This is a genomic window from Helicobacter pylori (genome assembly GCF_003638305.1).
GTDB lineage: Bacteria > Campylobacterota > Campylobacteria > Campylobacterales > Helicobacteraceae > Helicobacter > Helicobacter pylori_DJ.
The window spans coordinates 125,343-146,550 of record NZ_MVYP01000002.1; the positions used below are offsets into that span (position 1 = coordinate 125,343).

The 21,208-nt window shown below is 40.2% G+C and carries 20 protein-coding genes and 1 pseudogene; 12 read left to right on the plus strand and 9 right to left on the minus strand.

Translation table 11 applies throughout. The features are described from left to right. Positions 1-157 precede the first annotated feature (157 nt). Positions 158-351: pseudogene (locus tag EAL04_RS08280) on the minus strand (hypothetical protein). Between EAL04_RS08280 and EAL04_RS01555 the strand changes: the two are divergent. After that, positions 275-1,132, plus strand: coding sequence for a hypothetical protein (locus tag EAL04_RS01555; protein ID WP_120972810.1), 858 nt, complete (start codon positions 275-277; stop codon positions 1,130-1,132). The pseudogene EAL04_RS08280 and the gene EAL04_RS01555 sit on opposite strands and share 77 nt — an antisense overlap. A gap of 902 nt (positions 1,133-2,034) precedes the next feature. Here EAL04_RS01555 and EAL04_RS01565 read toward each other — a convergent pair. Next, positions 2,035-3,402 (minus strand): L-serine ammonia-lyase, encoded by a 1,368-nt coding sequence (locus EAL04_RS01565; RefSeq protein ID WP_120972812.1) that lies wholly within the window; start codon positions 3,400-3,402, stop codon positions 2,035-2,037. Further along, entirely contained in the window at positions 3,402-4,643 is a 1,242-nt protein-coding gene (locus EAL04_RS01570; RefSeq protein WP_120972814.1) for a serine/threonine transporter, read from the minus strand. The genes EAL04_RS01565 and EAL04_RS01570 overlap by 1 nt, the downstream gene beginning before the upstream one ends. Positions 4,644-4,823: 180 nt before the next feature. On the opposite strand from EAL04_RS01570, the gene EAL04_RS01575 reads away from it, so the two are divergent. Both EAL04_RS01575 and EAL04_RS08190 read left to right on the plus strand, forming a co-directional pair. Then, on the plus strand, positions 4,824-6,173 hold the full coding sequence (locus EAL04_RS01575; RefSeq protein WP_120972816.1) for a class II 3-deoxy-7-phosphoheptulonate synthase: 1,350 nt from the start codon (positions 4,824-4,826) through the stop codon (positions 6,171-6,173). Between the two features lie 289 nt (positions 6,174-6,462). Then, a complete protein-coding gene (locus EAL04_RS08190; protein ID WP_001222899.1) occupies positions 6,463-6,597 on the plus strand; it encodes an HP0135 family lipoprotein in 135 nt (44 codons plus the stop codon). 246 nt (positions 6,598-6,843) lie between these two features. Here EAL04_RS08190 and EAL04_RS01585 read toward each other — a convergent pair whose 3' ends face one another. From EAL04_RS01585 to EAL04_RS01600, 4 genes are read right to left on the minus strand one after another with little or no spacing between them, the layout of a single operon-like run. Continuing rightward, positions 6,844-7,302 carry a peroxiredoxin gene (locus tag EAL04_RS01585; protein ID WP_000412963.1) on the minus strand — a complete coding sequence of 153 codons (459 nt, stop codon included), beginning with the start codon at positions 7,300-7,302 and terminating at the stop codon, positions 6,844-6,846. Positions 7,303-7,311: 9 nt separating this feature from the next. Continuing rightward, positions 7,312-7,947 (minus strand): LutC/YkgG family protein, encoded by a 636-nt coding sequence (locus EAL04_RS01590; protein WP_120972818.1) that lies wholly within the window; start codon positions 7,945-7,947, stop codon positions 7,312-7,314. Next, positions 7,940-9,385: a LutB/LldF family L-lactate oxidation iron-sulfur protein gene (locus EAL04_RS01595; RefSeq protein ID WP_120972820.1), complete on the minus strand. Its 1,446-nt coding sequence runs from the start codon at positions 9,383-9,385 to the stop codon at positions 7,940-7,942. The genes EAL04_RS01590 and EAL04_RS01595 overlap by 8 nt, the downstream gene beginning before the upstream one ends. 28 nt (positions 9,386-9,413) lie before the next feature. Further along, on the minus strand, positions 9,414-10,142 hold the full coding sequence (locus EAL04_RS01600) for a (Fe-S)-binding protein (protein ID WP_000867254.1): 729 nt from the start codon (positions 10,140-10,142) through the stop codon (positions 9,414-9,416). 220 nt (positions 10,143-10,362) lie between these two features. Between EAL04_RS01600 and EAL04_RS01605 the strand changes: the two genes are divergently transcribed. Together EAL04_RS01605 and EAL04_RS01610 are read left to right on the plus strand one after the other, a co-directional pair. Beyond that, the gene (locus EAL04_RS01605; protein ID WP_120972822.1) at positions 10,363-12,012 is read left to right on the plus strand and encodes an L-lactate permease; all 1,650 of its coding nucleotides are present in this window, start codon (positions 10,363-10,365) and stop codon (positions 12,010-12,012) included. Between the two features lie 56 nt (positions 12,013-12,068). Continuing rightward, positions 12,069-13,724, plus strand: a complete 1,656-nt coding sequence (locus EAL04_RS01610) for an L-lactate permease (protein ID WP_120972824.1) — start codon at positions 12,069-12,071, stop codon at positions 13,722-13,724. A gap of 23 nt (positions 13,725-13,747) precedes the next feature. Here EAL04_RS01610 and EAL04_RS01615 read toward each other — a convergent pair whose 3' ends face one another. Both EAL04_RS01615 and EAL04_RS01620 read right to left on the minus strand, forming a co-directional pair. Continuing rightward, positions 13,748-14,734, minus strand: coding sequence for an adenine-specific DNA glycosylase (locus tag EAL04_RS01615; RefSeq protein WP_120972826.1), 987 nt, complete (start codon positions 14,732-14,734; stop codon positions 13,748-13,750). Then, the gene (locus tag EAL04_RS01620) at positions 14,735-16,183 is read right to left on the minus strand and encodes a DASS family sodium-coupled anion symporter (protein WP_120972828.1); all 1,449 of its coding nucleotides are present in this window, start codon (positions 16,181-16,183) and stop codon (positions 14,735-14,737) included. It lies immediately after the preceding gene. A gap of 169 nt (positions 16,184-16,352) precedes the next feature. Here EAL04_RS01620 and ccoN point away from each other — a divergent pair, with 169 nt between their 5' ends. The 7 genes from ccoN (at position 16,353) to EAL04_RS01655 (ending at position 21,135) form a co-directional block, all read left to right on the plus strand. Next, positions 16,353-17,819 carry a cytochrome-c oxidase, cbb3-type subunit I gene (gene ccoN, locus EAL04_RS01625; protein ID WP_120972830.1) on the plus strand — a complete coding sequence of 489 codons (1,467 nt, stop codon included), beginning with the start codon at positions 16,353-16,355 and terminating at the stop codon, positions 17,817-17,819. A gap of 12 nt (positions 17,820-17,831) precedes the next feature. After that, positions 17,832-18,530: a cytochrome-c oxidase, cbb3-type subunit II gene (gene ccoO, locus EAL04_RS01630; protein WP_078271313.1), complete on the plus strand. Its 699-nt coding sequence runs from the start codon at positions 17,832-17,834 to the stop codon at positions 18,528-18,530. Between the two features lie 10 nt (positions 18,531-18,540). Further along, on the plus strand, positions 18,541-18,759 hold the full coding sequence (locus tag EAL04_RS01635) for a cytochrome c oxidase, cbb3-type, CcoQ subunit (protein WP_033762580.1): 219 nt from the start codon (positions 18,541-18,543) through the stop codon (positions 18,757-18,759). A 1-nt stretch (position 18,760) separates the two neighbouring features. Beyond that, positions 18,761-19,639, plus strand: a complete 879-nt coding sequence (ccoP, locus tag EAL04_RS01640) for a cytochrome-c oxidase, cbb3-type subunit III (protein WP_120972832.1) — start codon at positions 18,761-18,763, stop codon at positions 19,637-19,639. Between the two features lie 10 nt (positions 19,640-19,649). Then, positions 19,650-19,856, plus strand: coding sequence for a DUF4006 family protein (locus EAL04_RS01645; protein ID WP_000670514.1), 207 nt, complete (start codon positions 19,650-19,652; stop codon positions 19,854-19,856). Between the two features lie 100 nt (positions 19,857-19,956). Next, positions 19,957-20,541, plus strand: a complete 585-nt coding sequence (locus tag EAL04_RS01650) for a hypothetical protein (RefSeq protein ID WP_001921652.1) — start codon at positions 19,957-19,959, stop codon at positions 20,539-20,541. Positions 20,542-20,553: 12 nt separating this feature from the next. Further along, on the plus strand, positions 20,554-21,135 hold the full coding sequence (locus EAL04_RS01655; RefSeq protein ID WP_120972834.1) for a hypothetical protein: 582 nt from the start codon (positions 20,554-20,556) through the stop codon (positions 21,133-21,135). Positions 21,136-21,208 lie beyond the last annotated feature (73 nt).

The window sequence follows — 21,208 nt, forward strand, 5'->3', positions numbered from 1 at the left end:
CTACTTTGGGTGGGCTTTGTTACTCTCAAATCCTTTAGCTGTAAAGAGCGTCTCAATTTTTTTAGGGTTAAAGTTTTTGGAGTGTTTGTATTTTTTGGATATTTATAGTATCATACCCAATAGTAAAGACCCTTTGAAAGTCTGTATTTTAAGACGGCTAAAACAGCTTGAATTCTAGGTGGTTTTTTATCAATAGAAGAAGATTTCAAAAGAGAGCTTTTATGAAGAACGGTACCTATTTTTGTTGCGGTTATATATTAATTAGGAGTTTGGTGTGAAACGGATTTTATTTTTTTTAGCGGTTACGACTTTTTTGTTGAGAGCAGAAACGGATTCTGCCACTATTAACACTACAGTTGATCCCGATGTTATGTTTTCTGAAAGCTCCACAGGGAATGTGAAAAAGGACCGCAAGAGGGTTTTAAAGAGTATGGTTGATTTGGAAAAAGAGCGCGTGAAGAATTTTAACCAATATTCTGAAACTAAGATGAGTAAGGGCGATTTATCCGCTTTTGGAGCTTTCTTTAAGGGAAGTTTGGAAGATTGCGTGGAGCAAAAGATTTGTTATTATGAGCATAGGAATGGCAAGGTTTCTTTTGTGGTGAATGACAGAGAAAAGTTTTATAAGCATGTGCTTAAAGACTTAGGGACAGAGCTTTCACTCCCTTTGTTCAACTGGCTTTACAAGGGCTCGGATTTTGGGGCTTTGCATGAGCAGTTTGGGGATATGTATGATGGGTATATCAAATACTTGATCAGCATGGTTAGGGTGAGCCAAAAAGAAAAGGCTAGAAAACTGGATGCAGTTGCTCTTAAAAAAATGGAAGAACAAGCTGAGAAAGACACCAAAGCAGCGTTTCAAAAGAGGAGCAATGGGGAGCTTCAAAACCATACTGATAGCCCTGAATTTATAAGTTCTTCTAAGAAAACACAGACTTCTAATCCAGAACTAGATTCTATAACTAACGCTAACACGCTCAAAGAAACAGCTTCAAAAGAGCCAGAGGCTTCTTCAAAAAAAGAGAAAAAACCTAAGAAAAAACGCCGCCTTTCAAAGAAAGAAAGGCAACAACAGGCCTTGCAACAAGAGTTTGAAAAGCAAATTAGCGACTCTAGTAAGTCTGAAAAGTAGTAAGGAATAGCTAGCTTACTTTTTTGAGTAGGGGGCTTTAAATAAGTTTCTTAAGCACTCCTTTTTTAGGCTTTTAGCTTTCTATCACTCTGTCCTATGTTAGGACTATCTCTTGAAAAACCACCGCTTTTTTAAAATCTTTAGAATTTAAGCTTTTTGGCTTTTTTTGTAGTAACGATTGGTAACAATTAGCTTAAGGTTTTGTTACGCAAAAATCTTTGAAATATGGCGATTGATAGAGTTAAACACAATCTCAGACATTCCAACGCATTTTATAGAGCCTATAAAAAGTTTTTTAATACTCCTTAGCAGAAATCCCAATCGTCTTTAGCGGTTGGGATGAATGCTACCAATTCATGGTATCATATCCCCATACATTCGTATCTAGCACAGGAAGTGCGCAAAGTTACGCCTTTGGAGATATGATGTGTGAGACCTGTAGGGAATGCGTTGGAGCTCAAACTCTGTAAAATCCCTACTATAGGGACACAGAGTGAGAACCAAACTCTCCCTACGGGCAACATCAGCCTAGGAAGCCCAATCGTCTTTAGCGGTTGGGCACTTCACTAGAGTATTGGCAATCAATTGATGCCTTTGAGTGTTTTTCACATTTAAAAAAAGCTTGCGAAAAGCGAGTGATAGTTTCTCATAACGCGCTCTTAGGGGGATTTTTTAAAAAAGGGGGTTGTAGGGGAATGATTTCAAAATATCCCTTATCCCCTTATGAGTTTCAAATAAACTTTTTTACTACAAAATGGAATCCAAAACAATGAAATAACGCTTTAAAACCCTATGTTTAAAAATTTTTAAAGGATATTAAAGTTGGATAGGGCTTATTTGTTTTGGTTAAAAACAAAGCCTTTTATTTTGAATTTAAAACCCCTAAAGTTGAGAGCTATCCCTTAGCATTTTAAGGTTTTGGCTAACCCTCCTAACGAGGTCTCTTTGTATTTTTCATTCATGTCTTTTCCGGTCGCATACATCGTAGCGATCACTTCATCTAGGCTCACTTTAGGTTTGTATTCATCTTCTAAAGCCAATTTAGAAGCACTGATCGCTTTAATCGCTCCTAAAACATTGCGTTCAATACAAGGGATTTGCACCAAGCCCCCCACCGGATCGCATGTCAATCCTAAATGGTGCTCCATAGCGATTTCACTAGCGATCAAAACCTGTTGCGTGGTCGCTTGGCACAAATGGGCTAACCCTCCTGCAGCCATAGAGCTTGCCACGCCAATTTCAGCCTGACACCCGGCTTCTGCGCCGCTCAAGGAAGCGTTTTTTTTGTAAAGATAGCCAATCGCCGCGCTAGTGAGTAAAAAATCATTGATAGATTTTTGCGATAAATTTTCAAACAAATGGTTTTTGGCGTATAAAAGCACGCTTGGCACCACCGCACACGCCCCGTTAGTGGGGGCGGTTACCACCTTGCCTCCGCTAGCGTTTTCTTCGGCAATGGCGCGAGCGTAAAGCGAAATGTAATCAATCAGTGCTAGGGGGTCTTTCCCGCTTGTGGGGTGTTTTTCTAATCGCGTTTTAATGCTTGGGGCTAATCGTGTTACTTTCAAAGAACCAGGCAGATACCTTTCTTTAGAATTAGCCCCATTATAATAACACTCAAGCATCGCATGATAAATTTTAGTCATCGTTGCATCAGGGTGGTTTTTGAGGGCGTTTTCTCTCAAACGCACGATTTCAGCGATGCTTTTTTGGTGTTTTTGGCACAATTCTAGCAATTCTTTAGCGCTTGAAAAATCATAAGCAACGCTTTCACTTCCACTCTCTTCAGACAAGTTGTCTAATTCTTTTTCAGTATAGACAAATCCTCCACCAACAGAATAATAAGTCTCTTCTTTTAAAACCTCATTTTTAGCGTTAAAAGCTTTTAGAATGAGAGCGTTTTGGTGTCTGGCTAAAGGTTTGTTGTCAAAAATCAAATCTTTAGCATAATCAAAAGGGATATGATGCTGGTTAGCGAGTTTTAAAACTTTGTTTTCAAACACCTCATGCAATAAGGCTTTTTTGGTTGTTATATCTAATTCGTTAGCATAAATGCCATGCAAGCCAATTAAAACCGCCTCATCGCTCAAATGCCCTTTACCGGTTAAAGCCAATGAGCCATGCAAGGTGATTTGAACGCGCTCAACCTGCTCTAAAATGCCTTTTAACAACCCGCAAAATCTCGCTCCCGCTTCCATAGGCCCTATGGTGTGTGAAGAGCTAGGCCCCACGCCGATTTTAAAAATGGATAAAATAGAAAAACTAGCCATTAAAATAGTCCTAAAAACACGCTCAAAGCCGTTAAGCTCCCAAAGACAAACACAAAAATATCCACTTTGAAGTTTCTAAAACGCTTCAAACTAGAAACGCTATAAAAAGCGACCATGGGCATCACAAACAGAATGAGCGCGATAATGGGACCGCCTAAATTTTCAATAAAATCCAAGATATTAGGGTTAATATAAGCCACAAGTGTGATAGTCAGCCATAAAAAAATCGTTACGCTCACGCTCAAGGGCTTAGAAGCTTTTTTCAATTTTAAACTTTGAATGATAATGCCTTCTAAACCCTCTTTAGCCCCATAATAATGCCCAAAAAAAGATGAAAAAATCGCTAAAAAGGCCACCACAGGCCCCGCATAGTTGATTAAAGGGTTGTTTAAAGTGTTAGCCAAATAGCTTAAAATGGGGATATTTTGTTCCCTTGCTTTCACAAAATCATCAGCATTCAAGCACATGACGCACGAAAACACAAAAAACATCACAAACCCTAAAAGCATCAGCGATGTCCCTAATTCAATTTGATTGAGTTTGTATTCTTTGAAAGCGCCGTATTCTTTTCCCACGTTTTGAGTGAAGGTTGAAATAATGGGGCTATGGTCGAATGAAAACACAAGCACCGGTAAGGTTAGCCAAATCGCTAACACAAATTCTTTGAAACTCGGCACCACAAAAAGATTAGCGCCTTGCCAATAAGGGATAAGATACAAAGAAAAAAGCAATAAAATCAAGCATAAAGGATACACTAAAGCGTTACAAATGCGCGTAACAATCGTAGCGTTAAAAACCATCACCAACATCATTAAAGAGACTAATACCACAGCCAGTAAGCCCCGATGAAAAGGCGCTAAATGCAACTGGTTAGTGAAAAAATGATCAAACACATTAGTGATACCCACCCCATAAACCAAGCAAATAGGATAAATCGCTAAGAAATAAAGCAAAGTGATAAGAAAACCCCATTGAGCGCCAAAATGAGAGCGAACGACCATGGTAATGTCTTCTTGATCTTTAGATCCTATGAAATAAGCTAAAGCCCTATGCCCCAAATAAGTCAAAGGGAAAATAATCGCGCTCATCACCACAATAGCCCATACCCCATGCCCACCGGCTCTAATAGGCAAAAATAAAATCCCAGCCCCCACCGCCGTGCCAAATAAGGACACCATCCAACGCAAATCAAACAAATTGAGTTTTTTAGGATCTCTTGGAACTGCTTTTTCTTGTGCCATGCTATTAAACCGCCCTTGTATCGTGTTAAAGAGTTTTCATTGTAGCATAAAGCTTTTTATGATTGGGGTTTTTTGAGATTAAGGGGTGGTTTTGGGTGCGCATTTATTTTCTAAAATCCACGATTTAACCCGCACAAGCTATAATAACGCTTAAAAAAAGATTAATAAAGGATTATAGAAATGTCAAACACAACCTGGTCGCCCACTTCATGGCATTCTTTTAAGATAGAGCAACACCCCACTTATAAAGATGAGCAAGAATTAGAAAAGGTCAAAAAAGAATTGCACTCCTACTCTCCTTTAGTGTTTGCTGGCGAAGCGAGGAACTTGCAAGAGCGCTTAGCCCAAGTCATTGACAATAAAGCGTTTTTGTTGCAAGGGGGCGATTGCGCGGAGTCGTTTTCTCAATTTAGCGCTAACCGAATTAGGGACATGTTTAAAGTGATGATGCAAATGGCGATTGTCTTAACTTTTGCTGGCTCTATACCGATCGTGAAAGTGGGGCGCATTGCCGGGCAATTTGCCAAGCCTCGCTCCAATGCGACTGAAATACTGGATGATGAAGAAGTGCTAAGCTATAGGGGGGATATTATCAATGGGATTTCCAAAAAAGAAAGAGAGCCAAAGCCTGAAAGAATGCTTAAAGCTTATCATCAAAGCGTAGCGACTTTAAACCTTATCAGAGCCTTTGCTCAAGGCGGGTTAGCCAATTTAGAACAAGTGCATCGTTTCAATTTGGATTTTGTCAAAAACAACGACTTTGGGCAAAAATACCAGCAAATCGCTGACCGGATCACGCAAGCTTTAGGGTTTATGCAAGCATGCGGGGTGGAGATAGAAAAAACGCCTATTCTTAGGGAAGTGGAATTTTACACCAGCCACGAAGCGTTACTGCTCCATTATGAAGAGCCTTTGGTGCGTAAGGATAGTTTGACTAACCAGTTTTATGATTGCTCCGCGCACATGCTGTGGATTGGCGAAAGGACAAGAGACCCTAAGGGTGCGCATGTGGAGTTTTTAAGGGGGGTTTGTAACCCTATTGGCGTGAAAATCGGGCCTAATGCGAGCGTGAGTGAAGTGTTAGAATTGTGCGATGTCTTAAATCCGCACAACATTAAGGGGCGTTTGAATTTGATCGTGCGCATGGGTTCTAAAATGATTAAAGAGCGTTTGCCTAAGCTTTTACAAGGGGTGTTGAAAGAAAAACGCCATATTTTATGGAGCATTGATCCCATGCATGGCAACACGGTTAAAACCAGCTTGGGGGTTAAAACAAGGGCTTTTGATAGCGTGTTAGATGAAGTGAAAAGCTTTTTTGAAATCCATAGGGCTGAAGGGAGTTTGGCTTCAGGGGTTCATTTGGAAATGACAGGTGAGAATGTTACAGAATGTATCGGTGGCTCGCAAGCGATCACCGAAGAGGGTTTGAGCTGCCATTACTATACGCAATGCGATCCGAGACTAAACGCCACTCAAGCCTTAGAACTCGCTTTTTTAATCGCTGACATGCTTAAAAAACAACGCACTTGATTGAAATCAAGATAATAAGAGGCTTTAGTCAAGCGATCGTTTCTTGTAATGCGTTCTATAGGGGGATTTAGTTGGGGGTTGTAGGGGGAGAGTTATTTCAAAATACCCCAATTATCCCCTTAAGAGAATGAGTTTTACATAAAATAAAGTTTTAAAAATTAAAGAATAATAAGGTTAAATAAGGTTTTGAGTGCCGACATTTGATGAAAACAGAGCCAAATATTAATCTATCTTTAACTCTTTTTCTTTATAATTATCGTAAGCATTTTAATATTCAAAGGAGCTTGAAATGAGAATTTCTCTTTTAGCTGTAATTTTAGCGTTATTGTTTGTGGCTTGCCATGAAACTAAAAAACAAATTTTACAAAACGAAGCCGATAGCACCCCTTCAGAAAAAACCATTTGGCAACCCGAACAAAAATAAAAATTGTAAAAATACTCAAAAGCGTTTTTAAAATAACACAATCAAAAAGCTAGCGAGTGGTGGTTTTTTGTGATGCGATCTTAGGGTTGTAGGGGAATGATTTCAAAACATTCCCTATCCCTTATGAAGTTTTATTATCAAACTAAAACGGAGTTTAAAAAACAAGTTTTTAAAAATAAGAGAATGGCTAAAAAGCCTAAAATTAAAAAGCCTAAAACTAAAATGGGCGAAATCTAGAGAGTTAAACTACAAACTCTCTAAAACCTTTTGAGCATGGCCTTTCGCTTTGACATTGTAGAAGCATTTTTCTAAAACGCCTTGCGTGTTGATAATGAAAGTGGAGCGGATAATCCCCAAATGCTCTTTCCCATAAAGCATGCGTTTGCCATAAGCTTTGTAAAGATTGGCAGCTTTTTTATCTTCATCGCAGAGCAAAATCACATTCAAAGAGCATTGGCTGATAAATTTTTGATGCGATTGAGAATTATCAGGGCTTACGCCTACGACAACAGCGTTTTTCTTTTCAAATTCACTAAATAAAGCGCTAAAATCTTTGGCTTCTAAGGTGCATCCGGGGGTGTTGTCTTTAGGGTAGAAATACAACACCACTTTTTTATGGAGCAAATCTTTTAAAGAAATTTCCACGCCATCGCTGTTTTTCAATCTAAAATCAGGGGCTAATTGCCCCACTTCTAATTTTTCCATTTTTATCCTTTAGTAGAGAATGACAGCGACTTTTTGAGGCCCATGCACCCCAAAAACGGTTTTTAATTCAATATCAGCTGTCCGACTGGGCCCGCCAATAAGGAGCATGTTTGTGGGCAATACGCCGTTTTGGCCTTGATTTTTTAAAGCTTGCACGCCTTCACTCAAGTTGCGCACAATGGATTCTTTTTTCAATAAAATGATGCAATTAAGGGTGATGAGTGAAAGCAATCGTGGGCTTGCATGCGAAGAAACCGCCCCAATCATGCCCAAGCTTGAAATCCCACAAACCCCATGCAATAAAGCCGTATCAATCTCAAACAACTCTTCACGCATCGCTTCAATTTCTTTGTCATAGGGCTGTAAAGTGAAATCCTTAAACGCTTCAAAATTCAAATTTAAATCCGTAGAGTGTAAGACCTTTTTGCTTTGAAAATTTTCTAAAGCCTTTAAAATGGCTTGCTCTAAATTCTCTTTAGCGCTTTCAATGACTTCAGCTTTATTCAACACCTGGAAATGCTTGTATTCTTCCACCAAGTCTTCAAACTCCACTTTAATGATATTTCTATAAACAGGGTTTGCTCCCTGAATGGCATGCTTGGCTCTGGCTTCTTTAATGCGCTTTAAAATAAACTCTTTACTCATAAATCACCCCTTCTAAGTGCTGGACTTTTGCATGCAAGCTCGTGTCCATATTGGGTAAGGTTCTCACGCTCGCCCACTCTTTGACTAAAGGCAGTATGGGGGCTAAAAGCTTGCCTAAAGGCGAGAAAAATTGAGCCATTTTCAATTGGAAACGCCACTTAGCCCCATCGCTTGCCATTTTGGCAAACATTTTCATAGAGAATTTTTCCATCCCGCTGTGTTGGGTGCTTTTAGCCCCCCTAACTACACCCCTGCCCTCGCCCACTTTATCGGCTCGTAAATCCCTAATGAGTTCGGCTAAAGGGATTTCTACGGGGCATACTTCAGTGCAACGCCCGCAAAGACTGCACAAATTAGGGATATGCCCGTAATTATTCAGGCCAAAGAGTTGGGGGGATACCACCACGCCTATAGGGCCAGGATAAGTAGAAAGATAGGCATGCCCACCGATTTTATCATACACAGGGCAGTGGTTCAAACAAGTCCCACAACGAATGCATGAAAGAGCGCGGTAATACTTTTCATCAGCCAAAATATTAGAGCGGTTGTTGTCTAATAAAATGATGTGGGCTTCTTTAGGGCCGTCTAAATCGCCCTCTTTTCTGGGGCCTGTGATAATGTTTTGATAGCAAGTGATAGGCACACCCACCGCGCTTGGGGCGAGTAAATTGTTTAAAATCGCTGCATCATCAAAGCTTTCTACTAATTTTTCAATCCCGCAAATAGCGACATGCACATCGCATGCGGTGGTGCTCATTCTCCCATTACCCTCATTTTCCACTAACCAGATCGCCCCCTCATTAGCGATAGCGAAATTAACCCCACTGATCCCCATTTTAAAGCTTTCAAATTCTTTGCGCATGTGCTTTCTGGCGATCGCATTAAGCTTTTCAGGCTCTTCTTCATAAGCGGCGTTGAGTTTTTCTTCAAAAATCTTACCGATTTGCTTGCGGTTTTTATGGATAGCTGGCACGACAATATGCACAGGGTGTTCATTGATGAGTTGGATAATCAATTCGCCCAGATCCGTTTCTTGCGCTTGAATGCCCTTTTCTTTGAGGTAATGGTTCAAGCCAATTTCTTCGCTCGCCATGGATTTTTGCTTTAAAATGCGATTGATATTCTTTTCTTTAGCGAGGTTGTAAATGATTTCATTAGCTTCATCGCCGTCTTTAGCGTAATGGATTTTAAAGCCGTTTTGAGTGGCGTTTTTTTCAAACAATTCCAAATATTCATCAAGCCTGGATAAAATCTTAAGCTTGACTTCTTTGCCTAATTCCCTTAAATTTTCCCATTCGCTGTAACGATTTTTAAGGAGATTCTTACGATTAGCCCTTAAGGTATCCATTGCAGAACGCAAATTTTCCCTTAATTGCATATCGCTTAATTGGTCGGTGATGATTTCTTCGTATTCTTGGTCGCTATGATATTTTTCCATTGATCATTCCTTAAAATATTCTTTAATGTTAAAGCCCAAGCCTTGAGGCTAAAAAGTCATAAAAATGCATGGGTTTTGTTAAAGAGCCCATTTTTTGCATAGCGGTGCTGATATTCATCAAACACCCCGCATCCGCTGAAACGATCACATCCACATGACGGCTTTCTATGTCTTTAATCTTTTCTTTGACCATAACGGCTGAAATTTCAGGCTCTTTAACTGAAAAAGTCCCCCCAAACCCGCAGCATTCTTCTTCTTTTTCCAATTCAATGAGTTCCACGTTTTTAAGCTGTCTGATGAGATTTTTCGCCGAGTCAATCACTTTAGCCACCCTTAAGGCATGGCAATTAGAATGCCATGTGATTTTAAGGGGTTCGCCCTTATCTTCATACTTGACTTGCAATTTTTTATCCAAAAACTCGCTCAATTCATACACCCTAGAGCAAAAATCTTTAACCATGTTAAATTCCGCATGCCCTTCAAACAATTCTAAATAATCATGCCGCATCATCCCTGTGCATGAACCGCTAGGCAAGATAATAGGGTAGTCGTTATTGGAATAAAGTTTGATATTGTATAAAACGACTTTTTTTGTCTCTTCATAGTATCCTGAATTGTAGCTTGGCTGGCCGCAACATGTCTGGTCTTTTTTAAAAACCACTTCTAAATTTTCCTTACGGAGTAATTTGATAGCGTTAAGCGATGCGTTGCTATAAATGGCTGCTCCTAGACAAGTGGCAAAGAAATTGACTTTCAAAGAATGCTCCTTAAAATTCCAAATTAAGAGTTTCAAACACAATATAATACTCAAAATTAGTAAGATTGTAATCATAAGTTGGTAAACCCACTCGCTCAAACATTGTTACTAAAATAAACCACAAACCCATTAAATTTGACTTAATATTAAATGCTACTTAAAATTAGTTTTTTCTTTTAAGTAAGATAAAAGAATACTTTTAATTATTCAAGGAAAATTTATGGAATTTTATCAAGTCTATGACCCATTAGGCCATATTTGGCTGAGTGCTTTAGTGGCGCTATCGCCTATTGCGCTCTTTTTTATTTCTCTTATTGTCTTTAAACTTAAAGGGTATAGCGCTGGGTTTTTAAGCTTAGTGCTTTCAATCCTTATTGCGTTATTCGTGTATAAAATGCCCGCTCAAATGGTGAGCGCGAGTTTTTTCTATGGCTTCCTTTATGGCTTGTGGCCGATCGCTTGGATTGTGATCGCTGCGATTTTTCTTTACAACCTTTCAGTGAAATCCGGGTATTTTGAGATTTTAAAAGAAAGCATTTTAACCCTAACGCCGGATCATCGCATTTTAGTGATTTTGATCGGGTTTTGTTTTGGCTCGTTTTTAGAAGGCGCGATTGGCTTTGGAGGCCCGGTAGCGATCACAGCGGCGATTTTAGTGGGCCTTGGGCTAAACCCCTTATACGCTGCCGGGTTGTGTTTGATCGCTAACACCGCTCCTGTAGCTTTTGGCGCGGTGGGTATCCCTATTACGGCGATGGCTAGCGTGGTGGGTATCCCTGAATTAGAGATTTCTCAAATGGTGGGCAGGGTGTTACCCCTTTTTTCCATTGGTATTCCTTTTTTCATCGTGTTTTTAATGGATGGTTTTAGAGGGATTAGAGAAACTTTTCCTGCAGTGGCCGTTACTGGGTTTAGTTTCGCTATCGCGCAATTTTTAAGCTCTAATTATCTAGGGCCGCAGCTTCCGGATATTATTTCAGCTTTAGTGTCATTGATTGCTACCACTTTATTTTTAAAATTCTGGCAGCCCAAACACATTTTCACCAGCAATGGCAAAGAGCCCACAATCAGCACAGAAAAACACCATATTTGTAAGGTGGTTGTGGCGTGGATGCCTTTTGTGTTGCTCACGATTACGATCATCATATGGACGCAACCCTGGTTTAAAGCGCTCTTTAAAGAAGGCGGGGCTTTGGCGTTTTCTAGCTTTGCGTTTGAATTCAGTTCTATCAGTCAAAAGATTTTTAAAACCGTTCCCATTGTTACTGAAGCGACCAATTTTCCTGTGGTGTTCAAACTCCCTTTGATTTTAACGACAGGCACTTCCATTTTTTTAGCCGCCCTTTTAAGCGTGTTTTTGTTGCGCGTGAAAATCAGCGATGCGATAGGGGTGTTTGGGGCCACTTTAAAAGAAATGCGTTTGCCGATTTTAACCATTGGCGTGGTTTTAGCGTTCGCGTATGTGGCTAATTATAGCGGCATGAGCGCTACGCTCGCTTTAGCGTTAGCGGATACTGGGCATGTTTTCACTTTCTTTTCGCCTGTTGTAGGCTGGCTTGGGGTGTTTTTAACCGGAAGCGATACAAGCTCTAATCTTTTATTTGGCTCTTTACAAATGCTCATCGCTACACAGCTTGGCTTGCCTGAAGTGCTTTTCTTAGCGGCCAACACTTCCGGGGGCGTTGTGGGCAAAATGATAAGCCCTCAAAGTATCGCTATCGCTTGCGCGGCGGTGGGGTTAGTGGGGAAAGAGAGTGAATTGTTCAGATTTACAGTAAAATACTCTATCGCTTTGGCAATCATTATGGGGATTGTCTTCACTCTTATTGCTTATGTCTTCCCCTTTATTATCCCCATCATTCCTAAATAAGGGGGTTTTTAAAGAGATCTAGCACTAAGAGAATATTTTTAAAAAGGGATTTTTTAGTGCTAGAATTTCATCAAGTTTATGACCCTTTGGGTAATATTTGGCTGAGCGCTCTTGTAGCCTTATTGCCGATTTTGTTATTTTTCTTATCTTTAATGGTTTTTAAACTCAAAGGTTATACAGCGGCCTTTTTGAGCGTGGCCTTATCAGCCATTATTGCGGTTTTAGTGTATAAAATGCCTGTTAGCATGGTGGGTTCAAGCTTTCTTTATGGCTTTCTCTATGGCTTGTGGCCGATCGCTTGGATCATTATTGCGGCGATTTTTTTATACAAACTCAGCGTTAAATCCGGCTATTTTGAAATCTTAAAAGAAAGCGTCCAGTCCATCACTTTAGATCACAGGATTTTAGTGATTTTGATTGGCTTTTGTTTTGGCTCATTTTTAGAAGGCGCGATCGGCTTTGGAGGGCCTATTGCCATTACCGCAGCGATTTTAGTGGGGTTAGGCTTAAGCCCTTTATATTCTGCCGGATTGTGCCTAATCGCTAACACCGCTCCTGTAGCCTTTGGCGCGGTGGGTATCCCTATAAGCGCTATGGCGAGCGCGGTAGGGGTGCCAGCGATTTTAATTTCAGCCATGACGGGTAAAATCCTCTTTTTTGTGAGCTTGTTCGTGCCGTTTTTCATTGTGTTTTTAATGGATGGCTTTAAAGGGATTAAAGAGACTTTTCCGGCCGTTTTTATCGCGGCTTTTTCTTTCGCTGGCGCGCAATTTTTAAGCTCTAATTATTTAGGGCCAGAATTGCCTGGTATTATTTCAGCCCTTGTTTCACTCGTTGCAACAGCGCTCTTTTTGAAATTTTGGCAGCCTAAAGCGATTTTTAGAAGCGATGGCAAAGTGGCCTCATTCACTAAGAGTAACCATCATATCTGTAAGGTTTATGTCGCTTGGTCTCCTTTTGTGATTTTGGTTTTAGTGATTGTGTTATGGATACAGCCTTTTTTTAAAGCCTTATTTGAAAAAGACGGCTTGTTAGCTTTTTCTAATTTTTATTTTGAGTTCAATAACATCAGTAACCACATCTTTAAAAGCCCGCCTTTTGTAGAAGCCAATCAAAGCGTGAGTTTTCCTGTGGTGTTTAAACTCCTCTTAATCAACACGGTTGGCACTTCCATTTTTTTAGCCGCTCTTGTTAGCATGCTCGTTTTAAGGGTGCGAGTGAGCGATGCGCTGAGCGTCTTTGGCGAAACTTTAAAAGAAATGCGCTACCCCATTCTCACCATTGGTTTAGTCTTAAGCTTTGCTTATGTGTCTAATTACAGCGGGATTTCTTCCACTCTAGCCTTAGCGCTCACCCATACGGGTCTGGCTTTCACCTTTTTCTCGCCCTTGATCGGGTGGGTAGGCGTGTTTTTAACCGGGAGCGATACGAGTTCTAATCTTTTATTTGGCTCTTTACAGCAACTCACCGCCCAACGATTGCACCTCCCTGAGATTTTAACCCTAACGGCTAATACCGTGGGTGGGACTTTGGGCAAGATGATAAGCCCTCAAAGTATCGCTATCGCTTGCGCGGCGGTGGGATTAGCCGGGAAAGAGAGCGATTTATTCAAATTCACGGTTAAATACTCCCTTATTTTTGTAGCGATCATGGGAGTCGTGATCAGCGCGATTGCGTATTTGATCCCTGAAGTGGTGCCTGCGATAAAGTAGAACCATTTTAGATTTGGCAGGGTTTAACCCCCAAATAAATTTTTTTGTTTTAAAAAATTCAGGATTTTAAGCGTCATAGAGCTTATGGGTAAGGTTTCTAAGTCTTTAAGGCTATAAAAACGAACGGGGTTTTTTAGATCCTTTATTGCAGCTGAATAAAGGTTTAAATTGAGCTTGAATTTAGTGTGGCTGTGCTTGATAGCGCCTAAAAAGGGGAGTTTGAATTCTAAATTTTCTTTTAGATTGGGGAAATGGTGCATCCCCAAATAGAGTTTTTGCTCTATTTTTTCTAAAGCGATTTGGTTATTTTGGATCACAACGCCCAAATAACGCTCTTCTTGAATGATCTCTTGTTTTTTCTTAAGCGTGTGTTTTTCTAGGTGGTTTTTACCTAAACAATAAGGATTGAAAGGGCAAATCGCACATTTGGGTTTAGGGGAGCAGATTAAAGCCCCTAGATCAATTAGGGCTTGGTTGTGATTAAAGCTTTCATTGAGATTGAGGAAGTCATTCGCCTTAATTTGTAAGTCTTTAGCGTGGATATTAGGATCCAAACCAAAAAGCCTTAAAAGCACTCGTTTGATATTAGCATCCACGCATGCGCTCTTTTCTCTAAAGCCAAAACACAAGATTGCATTAGCCGTGTATGCGCCAATCCCGGGGAGTTTTAACAGGCTTTGATAGTCATTGGGTAGCTGTGAGTGGTGTTCTTTAACGCAAATTTCAGCGCTTTTTTTTAAATTTTTAGCCCTTGAATAATAACCAAGCCCTCGCCAGAGCAATAAAACCTCTTCTAATTGAGCGTTCGCTAAGTCTTTTAAAGTGGGGAAAGCTTCTAAAAAAGGGGAATAAAAACGCTCAATTACCGTGTTGATTTGGGTTTGTTGGCTCATCACTTCGCTGATATAGACTTCATAAGGGGCGTTAATGCCCTTTAAATTCCTAAAAGGTAAATCCTTTCGCCCACATTCTTCATACCATTCTAAAAGGGCGTTGTGTAAAGTTTCCAACTACAACCACCTAAAAGCGATGAATTTGACCCAAGGCGCGCACACGCTTAAAAACACGATTAAATACAAAAAGCCAAAAATAAACCCCCATTTCCAAAAATCCTTGCTTTGAATATACCCGCTCCCGTAATAAATGGTGGATGGGCCTGTGCCATAGGGCGTTAAAATCCCCATAATCCCTAAAGAAAGCATTAAAAACAAGCTCAATTCTTGCAAATTGACCCCTTGAAGGTGCGAACCAATCCCTACAAAAAGCGCGAATAACGCGCTCACATGAGCGGTGATGCTAGCGAAAAAATAGTGCGACAGATAGAATAAAGCTACAATAAACAATACCGCTATTAACGGATTCAAGTGAGCATGCTCTAAAAAATTTTGAGCCGCATTGCCGATAAAATTTAAAAAACCCACATTTTTAAGCCCGCCAGCCATCGTGAGTAGCGATCCCAGCAATAAAAAAATGTTAAACGCGCTCTTGTTTTTAATGATGTCTTCATAGCTTACAATCTTACAAAACGCCATTAACACCATGACAATCAAAGCCGTCGCGCTCGCATGCAAGCCTAAAGATTTGCCAAAAATCCAACCCAATAAAGCCAATAAAGTGAGGCTGAGCATTAAAATTTCTTTTAAAGAAAACCTCCCCATGCCCTCTAACTCTTTTTTAGCCCACAAACTCACTTCTTTTGAGCCTTTTAAGGTGGGTTTGCAGGTTTTATACGCCAATAAAGGCACAAGCAAGATCAAAACCACCCCACAAGGCAAGAACGCTAAAAACCACGAAAACCATGAGATTTCATTCACCCCCATTTTGGTAGCGATCTCCATTGCTAGGGGGTTAGGGGCGAGCGCGGTTAAAAACATGGACGAAGTGATGCAAGTTGAAGCCAAAGCGACCCACATCAAATACGCGCCGATTTTGTCAGGGTTATTGTTTGGGGTAGAACCCATTAAAGGCGGGATAGAAGAAACGATGGGATAGAGTATACCCCCACTTCTAGCGGAATTGCTAGGGATAAAGGGGGCTAGACACAATTCGCTCAAACCAATCGCATAGCCCAAACCTAAAGGGGTTTGCCCTAAAAACCTAATCAGTAAAAGAGCGATCCGTTTCCCTAACAAGCTTTTTTCATACCCTAAACCTAAAATGAAAGCGACAAACACAAGCCACACCGTTTTATTCGCATACCCGCTCAAACCCCATGAAATAGCCTTATTAGCGCTCGCTATCTCACTGCTCGCTCCAATTTTTAACGCTATGCACAACACTAACGCACTTAGCGCTATTAAACCTGCTGGCACTGGCTCCAAAATTAGCCCTATAATCATGCCCATGAAAATACAAAAATAAAGCCATGCGTTAGGGTTTAGCCCATCCGGTGCGCCTAAAAAATACAATAATGTTGCGACAAAAAAAGGGGTAAGAATGATGAGGATTTGTTTAATCATATGTAGCCTTTAGCCAAAGATAGTAATAATTTGGCTTAAAAATATCATTCAAATGGGATTGAGTTATTACAATGTTACAGAAAAAGATTAAAAATTAAGCTTTTTGAAAAAGATAAAACTTTATAATTATGTTTATCTTTGTTGAATTTACTACAAATAGGAGTATTGCATGCAAGAAAATGTGCCTTTGAGTTATGATTATTCCATTAGCAAATTGTTTCTTTATGCGATGATCGCTTTTGGGATAATAGGCATGTTAATAGGGATCGTGTTAGCCTTTGAATTGTCTTTCCCTAGTTTGAACTATATTGCAGGGGAGTATGGCGTTTTTGGCCGCTTACGCCCCTTACACACGAATGCGGTGATCTATGGTTTCACTCTTGGAGGGATTTGGGCGAGTTGGTATTATATTGGTCAAAGGGTGCTTAAAATCACTTATTACCAACACCCCTTTTTGAAAATTGTAGGGTTATTGCATTTTTGGCTTTGGATTCTTCTTTTAGTCCTAGGGGTCATTAGCTTGTTTGCTGGTCTTACTCAATCTAAAGAATACGCCGAATTGATGTGGCCCTTAGATATTATTGTGGTTGTGGCATGGGTGCTATGGGGGGTTAATATGTTTGGGAGCATGAGCGTTAGGAGAGAAAATACCATTTATGTGTCTTTATGGTATTACATCGCTACTTATGTGGGTATAGCGGTGATGTATATCTTCAATAACCTTTCTATCCCCACCTATTTTGTCGCTGATATGGGGAGTGTTTGGCATTCTATTTCTATGTATTCAGGCAGTAATGATGCGCTCATTCAATGGTGGTGGGGGCATAATGCGGTCGCTTTTGTCTTTACGAGTGGGGTGATTGGCACGATTTATTATTTCTTGCCTAAAGAGAGCGGTCAGCCTATCTTTTCTTACAAACTCACTTTGTTTTCCTTTTGGAGCTTGATGTTTGTTTATATTTGGGCGGGCGGACACCATTTGATTTATTCCACCGTGCCTGATTGGGTGCAAACCCTTTCTAGCGTGTTTTCAGTGGTGTTGATCTTGCCTTCGTGGGGGACAGCGATTAACATGCTTTTAACGATGAGAGGCCAATGGCACCAGCTCAAAGAAAGCCCTTTGATCAAGTTCTTAGTTTTAGCTTCAACTTTCTACATGCTTTCCACTTTAGAAGGCTCTATTCAAGCCATTAAGAGCGTGAACGCCTTAGCGCATTTTACCGATTGGATCATAGGGCATGTGCATGACGGCGTGCTTGGTTGGGTAGGCTTCACTTTGATTGCGAGCATGTATCACATGACCCCTAGGCTTTTCAAAAGAGAGATCTATTCAGGCAGACTTGTGGATTTCCAATTTTGGATCATGACTTTAGGGATTGTGCTTTACTTTTCGTCCATGTGGATTGCAGGGATCACGCAAGGGATGATGTGGAGGGATGTGGATCAGTATGGGAATCTCACTTACCAATTCATTGACACGGTTAAGGCGCTAATCCCTTATTACAATATTAGAGGCGTTGGGGGTCTTATGTATTTTATTGGATTTATTATTTTTGCCTACAATATTTTTATGACAATCACGGCAGGCAAAAAATTAGAGCGTGAGCCTAATTACGCCACGCCTATGTCTAGATAGGGGAGGTTGGAAATGTTTAGTTTTTTAGAGAAGAATCCGTTTTTTTTCACTCTTGCGTTTATTTTTGTGTTTGCGATCGCAGGCTTGGTGGAGATTTTGCCCAATTTTTTTAAATCCGCTCGCCCCATTGAAGGCTTACGGCCTTATACGGTTTTAGAGACAGCGGGGAGGCAAATTTATATCCAAGAAGGTTGCTATCATTGCCATTCCCAGCTTATTCGCCCTTTCCAAGCTGAGGTGGATCGATATGGTGCGTATAGTTTGAGTGGGGAATACGCGTATGACAGGCCATTTTTGTGGGGTTCTAAAAGGATTGGCCCTGATTTGCACAGGGTGGGGGATTATCGCACAACCGATTGGCATGAAAAGCACATGCTGGATCCTAAAAGCGTTGTGCCACACAGCATCATGCCAGCCTATAAGCATTTATTTATCAAAAAGAGCGATTTTGACACCGCTTATGCGGAAGCTTTGACGCAAAAAAAGGTTTTTGGCGTGCCTTATGACACCGAAAACGGCGTGAAATTAGGGAATGCAGAAGAAGCGAAAAAAGCCTATTTAGAAGAAGCTAAAAAAATCACAGCCGACATGAAAGACAAGAGAGTGCTAGAAGCGATTGAGAGAGGCGAAGTCTTAGAAATTGTGGCTTTGATCGCTTATTTGAATAGCTTGGGTAATTCCAGGATCAACGCTAATCAAAACGCTAAATAAGGGGTGAATGATGGATTTAGAAAGTTTGAGAGGTTTTGCGTATGCGTTTTTCACTATTCTTTTTACGCTCTTTTTGTACGCTTATATTTTTAGCATGTATAGAAAGCAAAAAAAGGGTGTCGTGGATTATGAGCGATACGGGTATTTAGCGTTAAATGACGCTTTAGAAGATGAGTTGATTGAACCACGCCATAAAGAAGTTCATGATAAAGGCATAAAGGAAAATTGAAATGGATTTTTTAAACGACCATATAAATGTTTTTGGCTTGATTGCAGCGCTTGTGATTTTAGTTTTAACCATCTATGAATCCAGTTCGCTCATTAAAGAAATGCGCGACAGCAAATCCCAAGGGGAGCTCATGGATAATGGGCATTTGTTTGATGGGATAGGAGAGTTCGCCAATAATGTGCCAGTAGGCTGGATCGCAAGCTTTATGTGCACGATTGTGTGGGCTTTTTGGTATTTTTTCTTTGGGTATCCGCTGAATAGCTTTTCTCAAATCGGGCAATACAATGAAGAGATTAAAGCGCACAACCAAAAATTTGAAGCCAAGTGGAAGCATTTGGGTCAAAAGGAATTAGTGGATATGGGTCAAGGCATCTTTTTAGTCCATTGTTCGCAATGCCATGGTATCACCGCTGAGGGCTTGCATGGGAGCGCTCAAAATCTGGTGCGTTGGGGTAAAGAAGAGGGCATTATGGATACCATTAAGCATGGCTCTAAGGGCATGGATTATCTCGCTGGGGAAATGCCCGCTATGGAATTGGATGAAAAGGATGCTAAAGCGATCGCGAGCTATGTGATGGCAGAACTTTCTAGCGTTAAAAAGACAAAAAACCCTCAACTCATTGATAAAGGCAAGGAGCTGTTTGAAAGCATGGGTTGCACAGGCTGTCATGGCAATGATGGTAAGGGCTTGCAAGAAAATCAAGCGTTTGCGGCCGATTTGACCACTTACGGCACAGAGAATTTTTTAAGAAACATCTTAACGCATGGCAAAAAGGGCAATATAGGACATATGCCATCATTCAAGTATAAAAACTTTAGTGGCTTGCAAGTTAAAGCGTTGGCCGAATTTATCCAATCGCTAAAACCCTTAGAAGATTAAAGGAAAAGAGATGAAATTTTTAAACGGATTAGCAGGGAATTTACTGATTGTGGTTATCTTATTGTGTGTGGTCGTTTTTTTCGCACTCAAAGCGATCCATATCCAAAAAGAGCAAGCCACCAATTATTACCGCTATAAGGATATTAACGCTTTAGAGGCAAAAAACACCCAAAACCGGGCTAATTATGAATTGATCAATCAAGGGAGCAAAAAATGAAATTCACGACTTTAGAAAAAATCTTAGCCTTAATGGTAGTAGCGACCATTTTAATGACGATTGTTATTTCTTTTGTGCCTAACTTGTTTTTGTTTAGCACATGAGGATCTTGTGGCTTGTAATAGCCTTTGTTTGTTGTTTGGGGGCTGATGATTATGTTTTGAATAATTCTAAAGGGCGTTTGGTAAAAAAAAGCGTTGCGTTTGTGGAGGGTGTTTCTAAAGAGCTTTATCTTAAAACAGGCGTGCGTTTTGTGATTGATATGACGGATTTTGAAAAAAATCCTATCGCTTTGGCACTCAAAAAGGAACGCCAAAAGTATCAAGAGGGCTTTTTAAAACAGCTCAAACCCCCTTTTGTGGTATTCTTTTTCTACCATGACGCTCAAAAAATAGAATTAGTGGCTAACCCTAAAGATTTGTTAGACACTGATAAAATCTTTTTTGAAAAAATCGCTCCCTTACTCCCCACAAACGCTAAAGAATACACGCCTCAAAGGATTTCAGCCATGCTTATTAATGGCTATTCGGTCGCAGTAGACGCTTTAGCGGAAAAATATCATGTGAATATCACGCAAAATTTTAACGCTCCTAAGGGAGTAACTTTTGTAAAGGTGGTTATTTATATTTTGTTATTGACGCTTTTGGGCGCGTTTTTGGGGCTTTATTTTTTTAAAAAATCTTAAGAGGGAAAATCAATGAAAGAAAAAAACTTTTGGCCTTTAGGGATCATGAGCGTGCTTATTTTTGGGCTTGGGATCGTGGTGTTTTTGGTGGTGTTTGCCCTAAAAAATTCCCCTAAAAACGATTTAGTGTATTTCAAAGGGCATAACGAAGTGGATTTAAACTTTAACGCTATGCTTAAAACCTATGAAGATTTTAAAGCTAACTATCGTTTTTTAGTGGGTTTAAAGCCCCTTATAGAAAGCCCTAAAACCCCCATTTTGCCCTATTTTTCTAAAGGCACGCATGGGGATAAAAAACTCCAAGAAAACCTTTTAAAAAACGCTTTGATTTTGGAAAAATCCAACACGCTTTATGCGCAATTGCAACCGCTCAAACCCGCTTTAGATTCGCCAAATATTCAAGTGTATTTAGCGTTTTACCCCAGCCAATCACAGCCCAGATTATTAGGAACGCTTGATTGTAAGATCGCATGCGAGCCTTTAAAATTTGATTTGTTAGAGAGCGATAAAATGGGGCGCTATAAGATCCTTTTTAAATTTGTTTTTAAAAATAAAGAAGAATTGATTTTGGAGCAACTGGCTTTTTTAAAGTAGCGCGTTTAAAAAATGCCTTTAGCGTTTTTTATTGGCACTTGATGATAAAAAGCCTGAATTTTCTATCCAAATG

Coding starts and splice junctions, on each gene's coding strand:
- ccoP (WP_120972832.1), top strand. CDS start 18,761: ATGGATTTTTTAAACGACCATATAAATGTTTTTGGCTTGATTGCAGCG.
- EAL04_RS01570 (WP_120972814.1), bottom strand. CDS start 4,643: ATGGCACAAGAAAAAGCAGTTCCAAGAGATCCTAAAAAACTCAATTTG.
- EAL04_RS01575 (WP_120972816.1), top strand. CDS start 4,824: ATGTCAAACACAACCTGGTCGCCCACTTCATGGCATTCTTTTAAGATA.
- EAL04_RS01620 (WP_120972828.1), bottom strand. CDS start 16,183: ATGATTAAACAAATCCTCATCATTCTTACCCCTTTTTTTGTCGCAACA.
- EAL04_RS01595 (WP_120972820.1), bottom strand. CDS start 9,385: ATGGAAAAATATCATAGCGACCAAGAATACGAAGAAATCATCACCGAC.
- EAL04_RS01565 (WP_120972812.1), bottom strand. CDS start 3,402: ATGGCTAGTTTTTCTATTTTATCCATTTTTAAAATCGGCGTGGGGCCT.
- EAL04_RS01635 (WP_033762580.1), top strand. CDS start 18,541: ATGGATTTAGAAAGTTTGAGAGGTTTTGCGTATGCGTTTTTCACTATT.
- EAL04_RS01590 (WP_120972818.1), bottom strand. CDS start 7,947: ATGAGTAAAGAGTTTATTTTAAAGCGCATTAAAGAAGCCAGAGCCAAG.
- EAL04_RS01585 (WP_000412963.1), bottom strand. CDS start 7,302: ATGGAAAAATTAGAAGTGGGGCAATTAGCCCCTGATTTTAGATTGAAA.
- ccoN (WP_120972830.1), top strand. CDS start 16,353: ATGCAAGAAAATGTGCCTTTGAGTTATGATTATTCCATTAGCAAATTG.
- EAL04_RS01645 (WP_000670514.1), top strand. CDS start 19,650: ATGAAATTTTTAAACGGATTAGCAGGGAATTTACTGATTGTGGTTATC.
- EAL04_RS01650 (WP_001921652.1), top strand. CDS start 19,957: ATGAGGATCTTGTGGCTTGTAATAGCCTTTGTTTGTTGTTTGGGGGCT.
- EAL04_RS01655 (WP_120972834.1), top strand. CDS start 20,554: ATGAAAGAAAAAAACTTTTGGCCTTTAGGGATCATGAGCGTGCTTATT.
- EAL04_RS08190 (WP_001222899.1), top strand. CDS start 6,463: ATGAGAATTTCTCTTTTAGCTGTAATTTTAGCGTTATTGTTTGTGGCT.
- EAL04_RS01605 (WP_120972822.1), top strand. CDS start 10,363: ATGGAATTTTATCAAGTCTATGACCCATTAGGCCATATTTGGCTGAGT.
- ccoO (WP_078271313.1), top strand. CDS start 17,832: ATGTTTAGTTTTTTAGAGAAGAATCCGTTTTTTTTCACTCTTGCGTTT.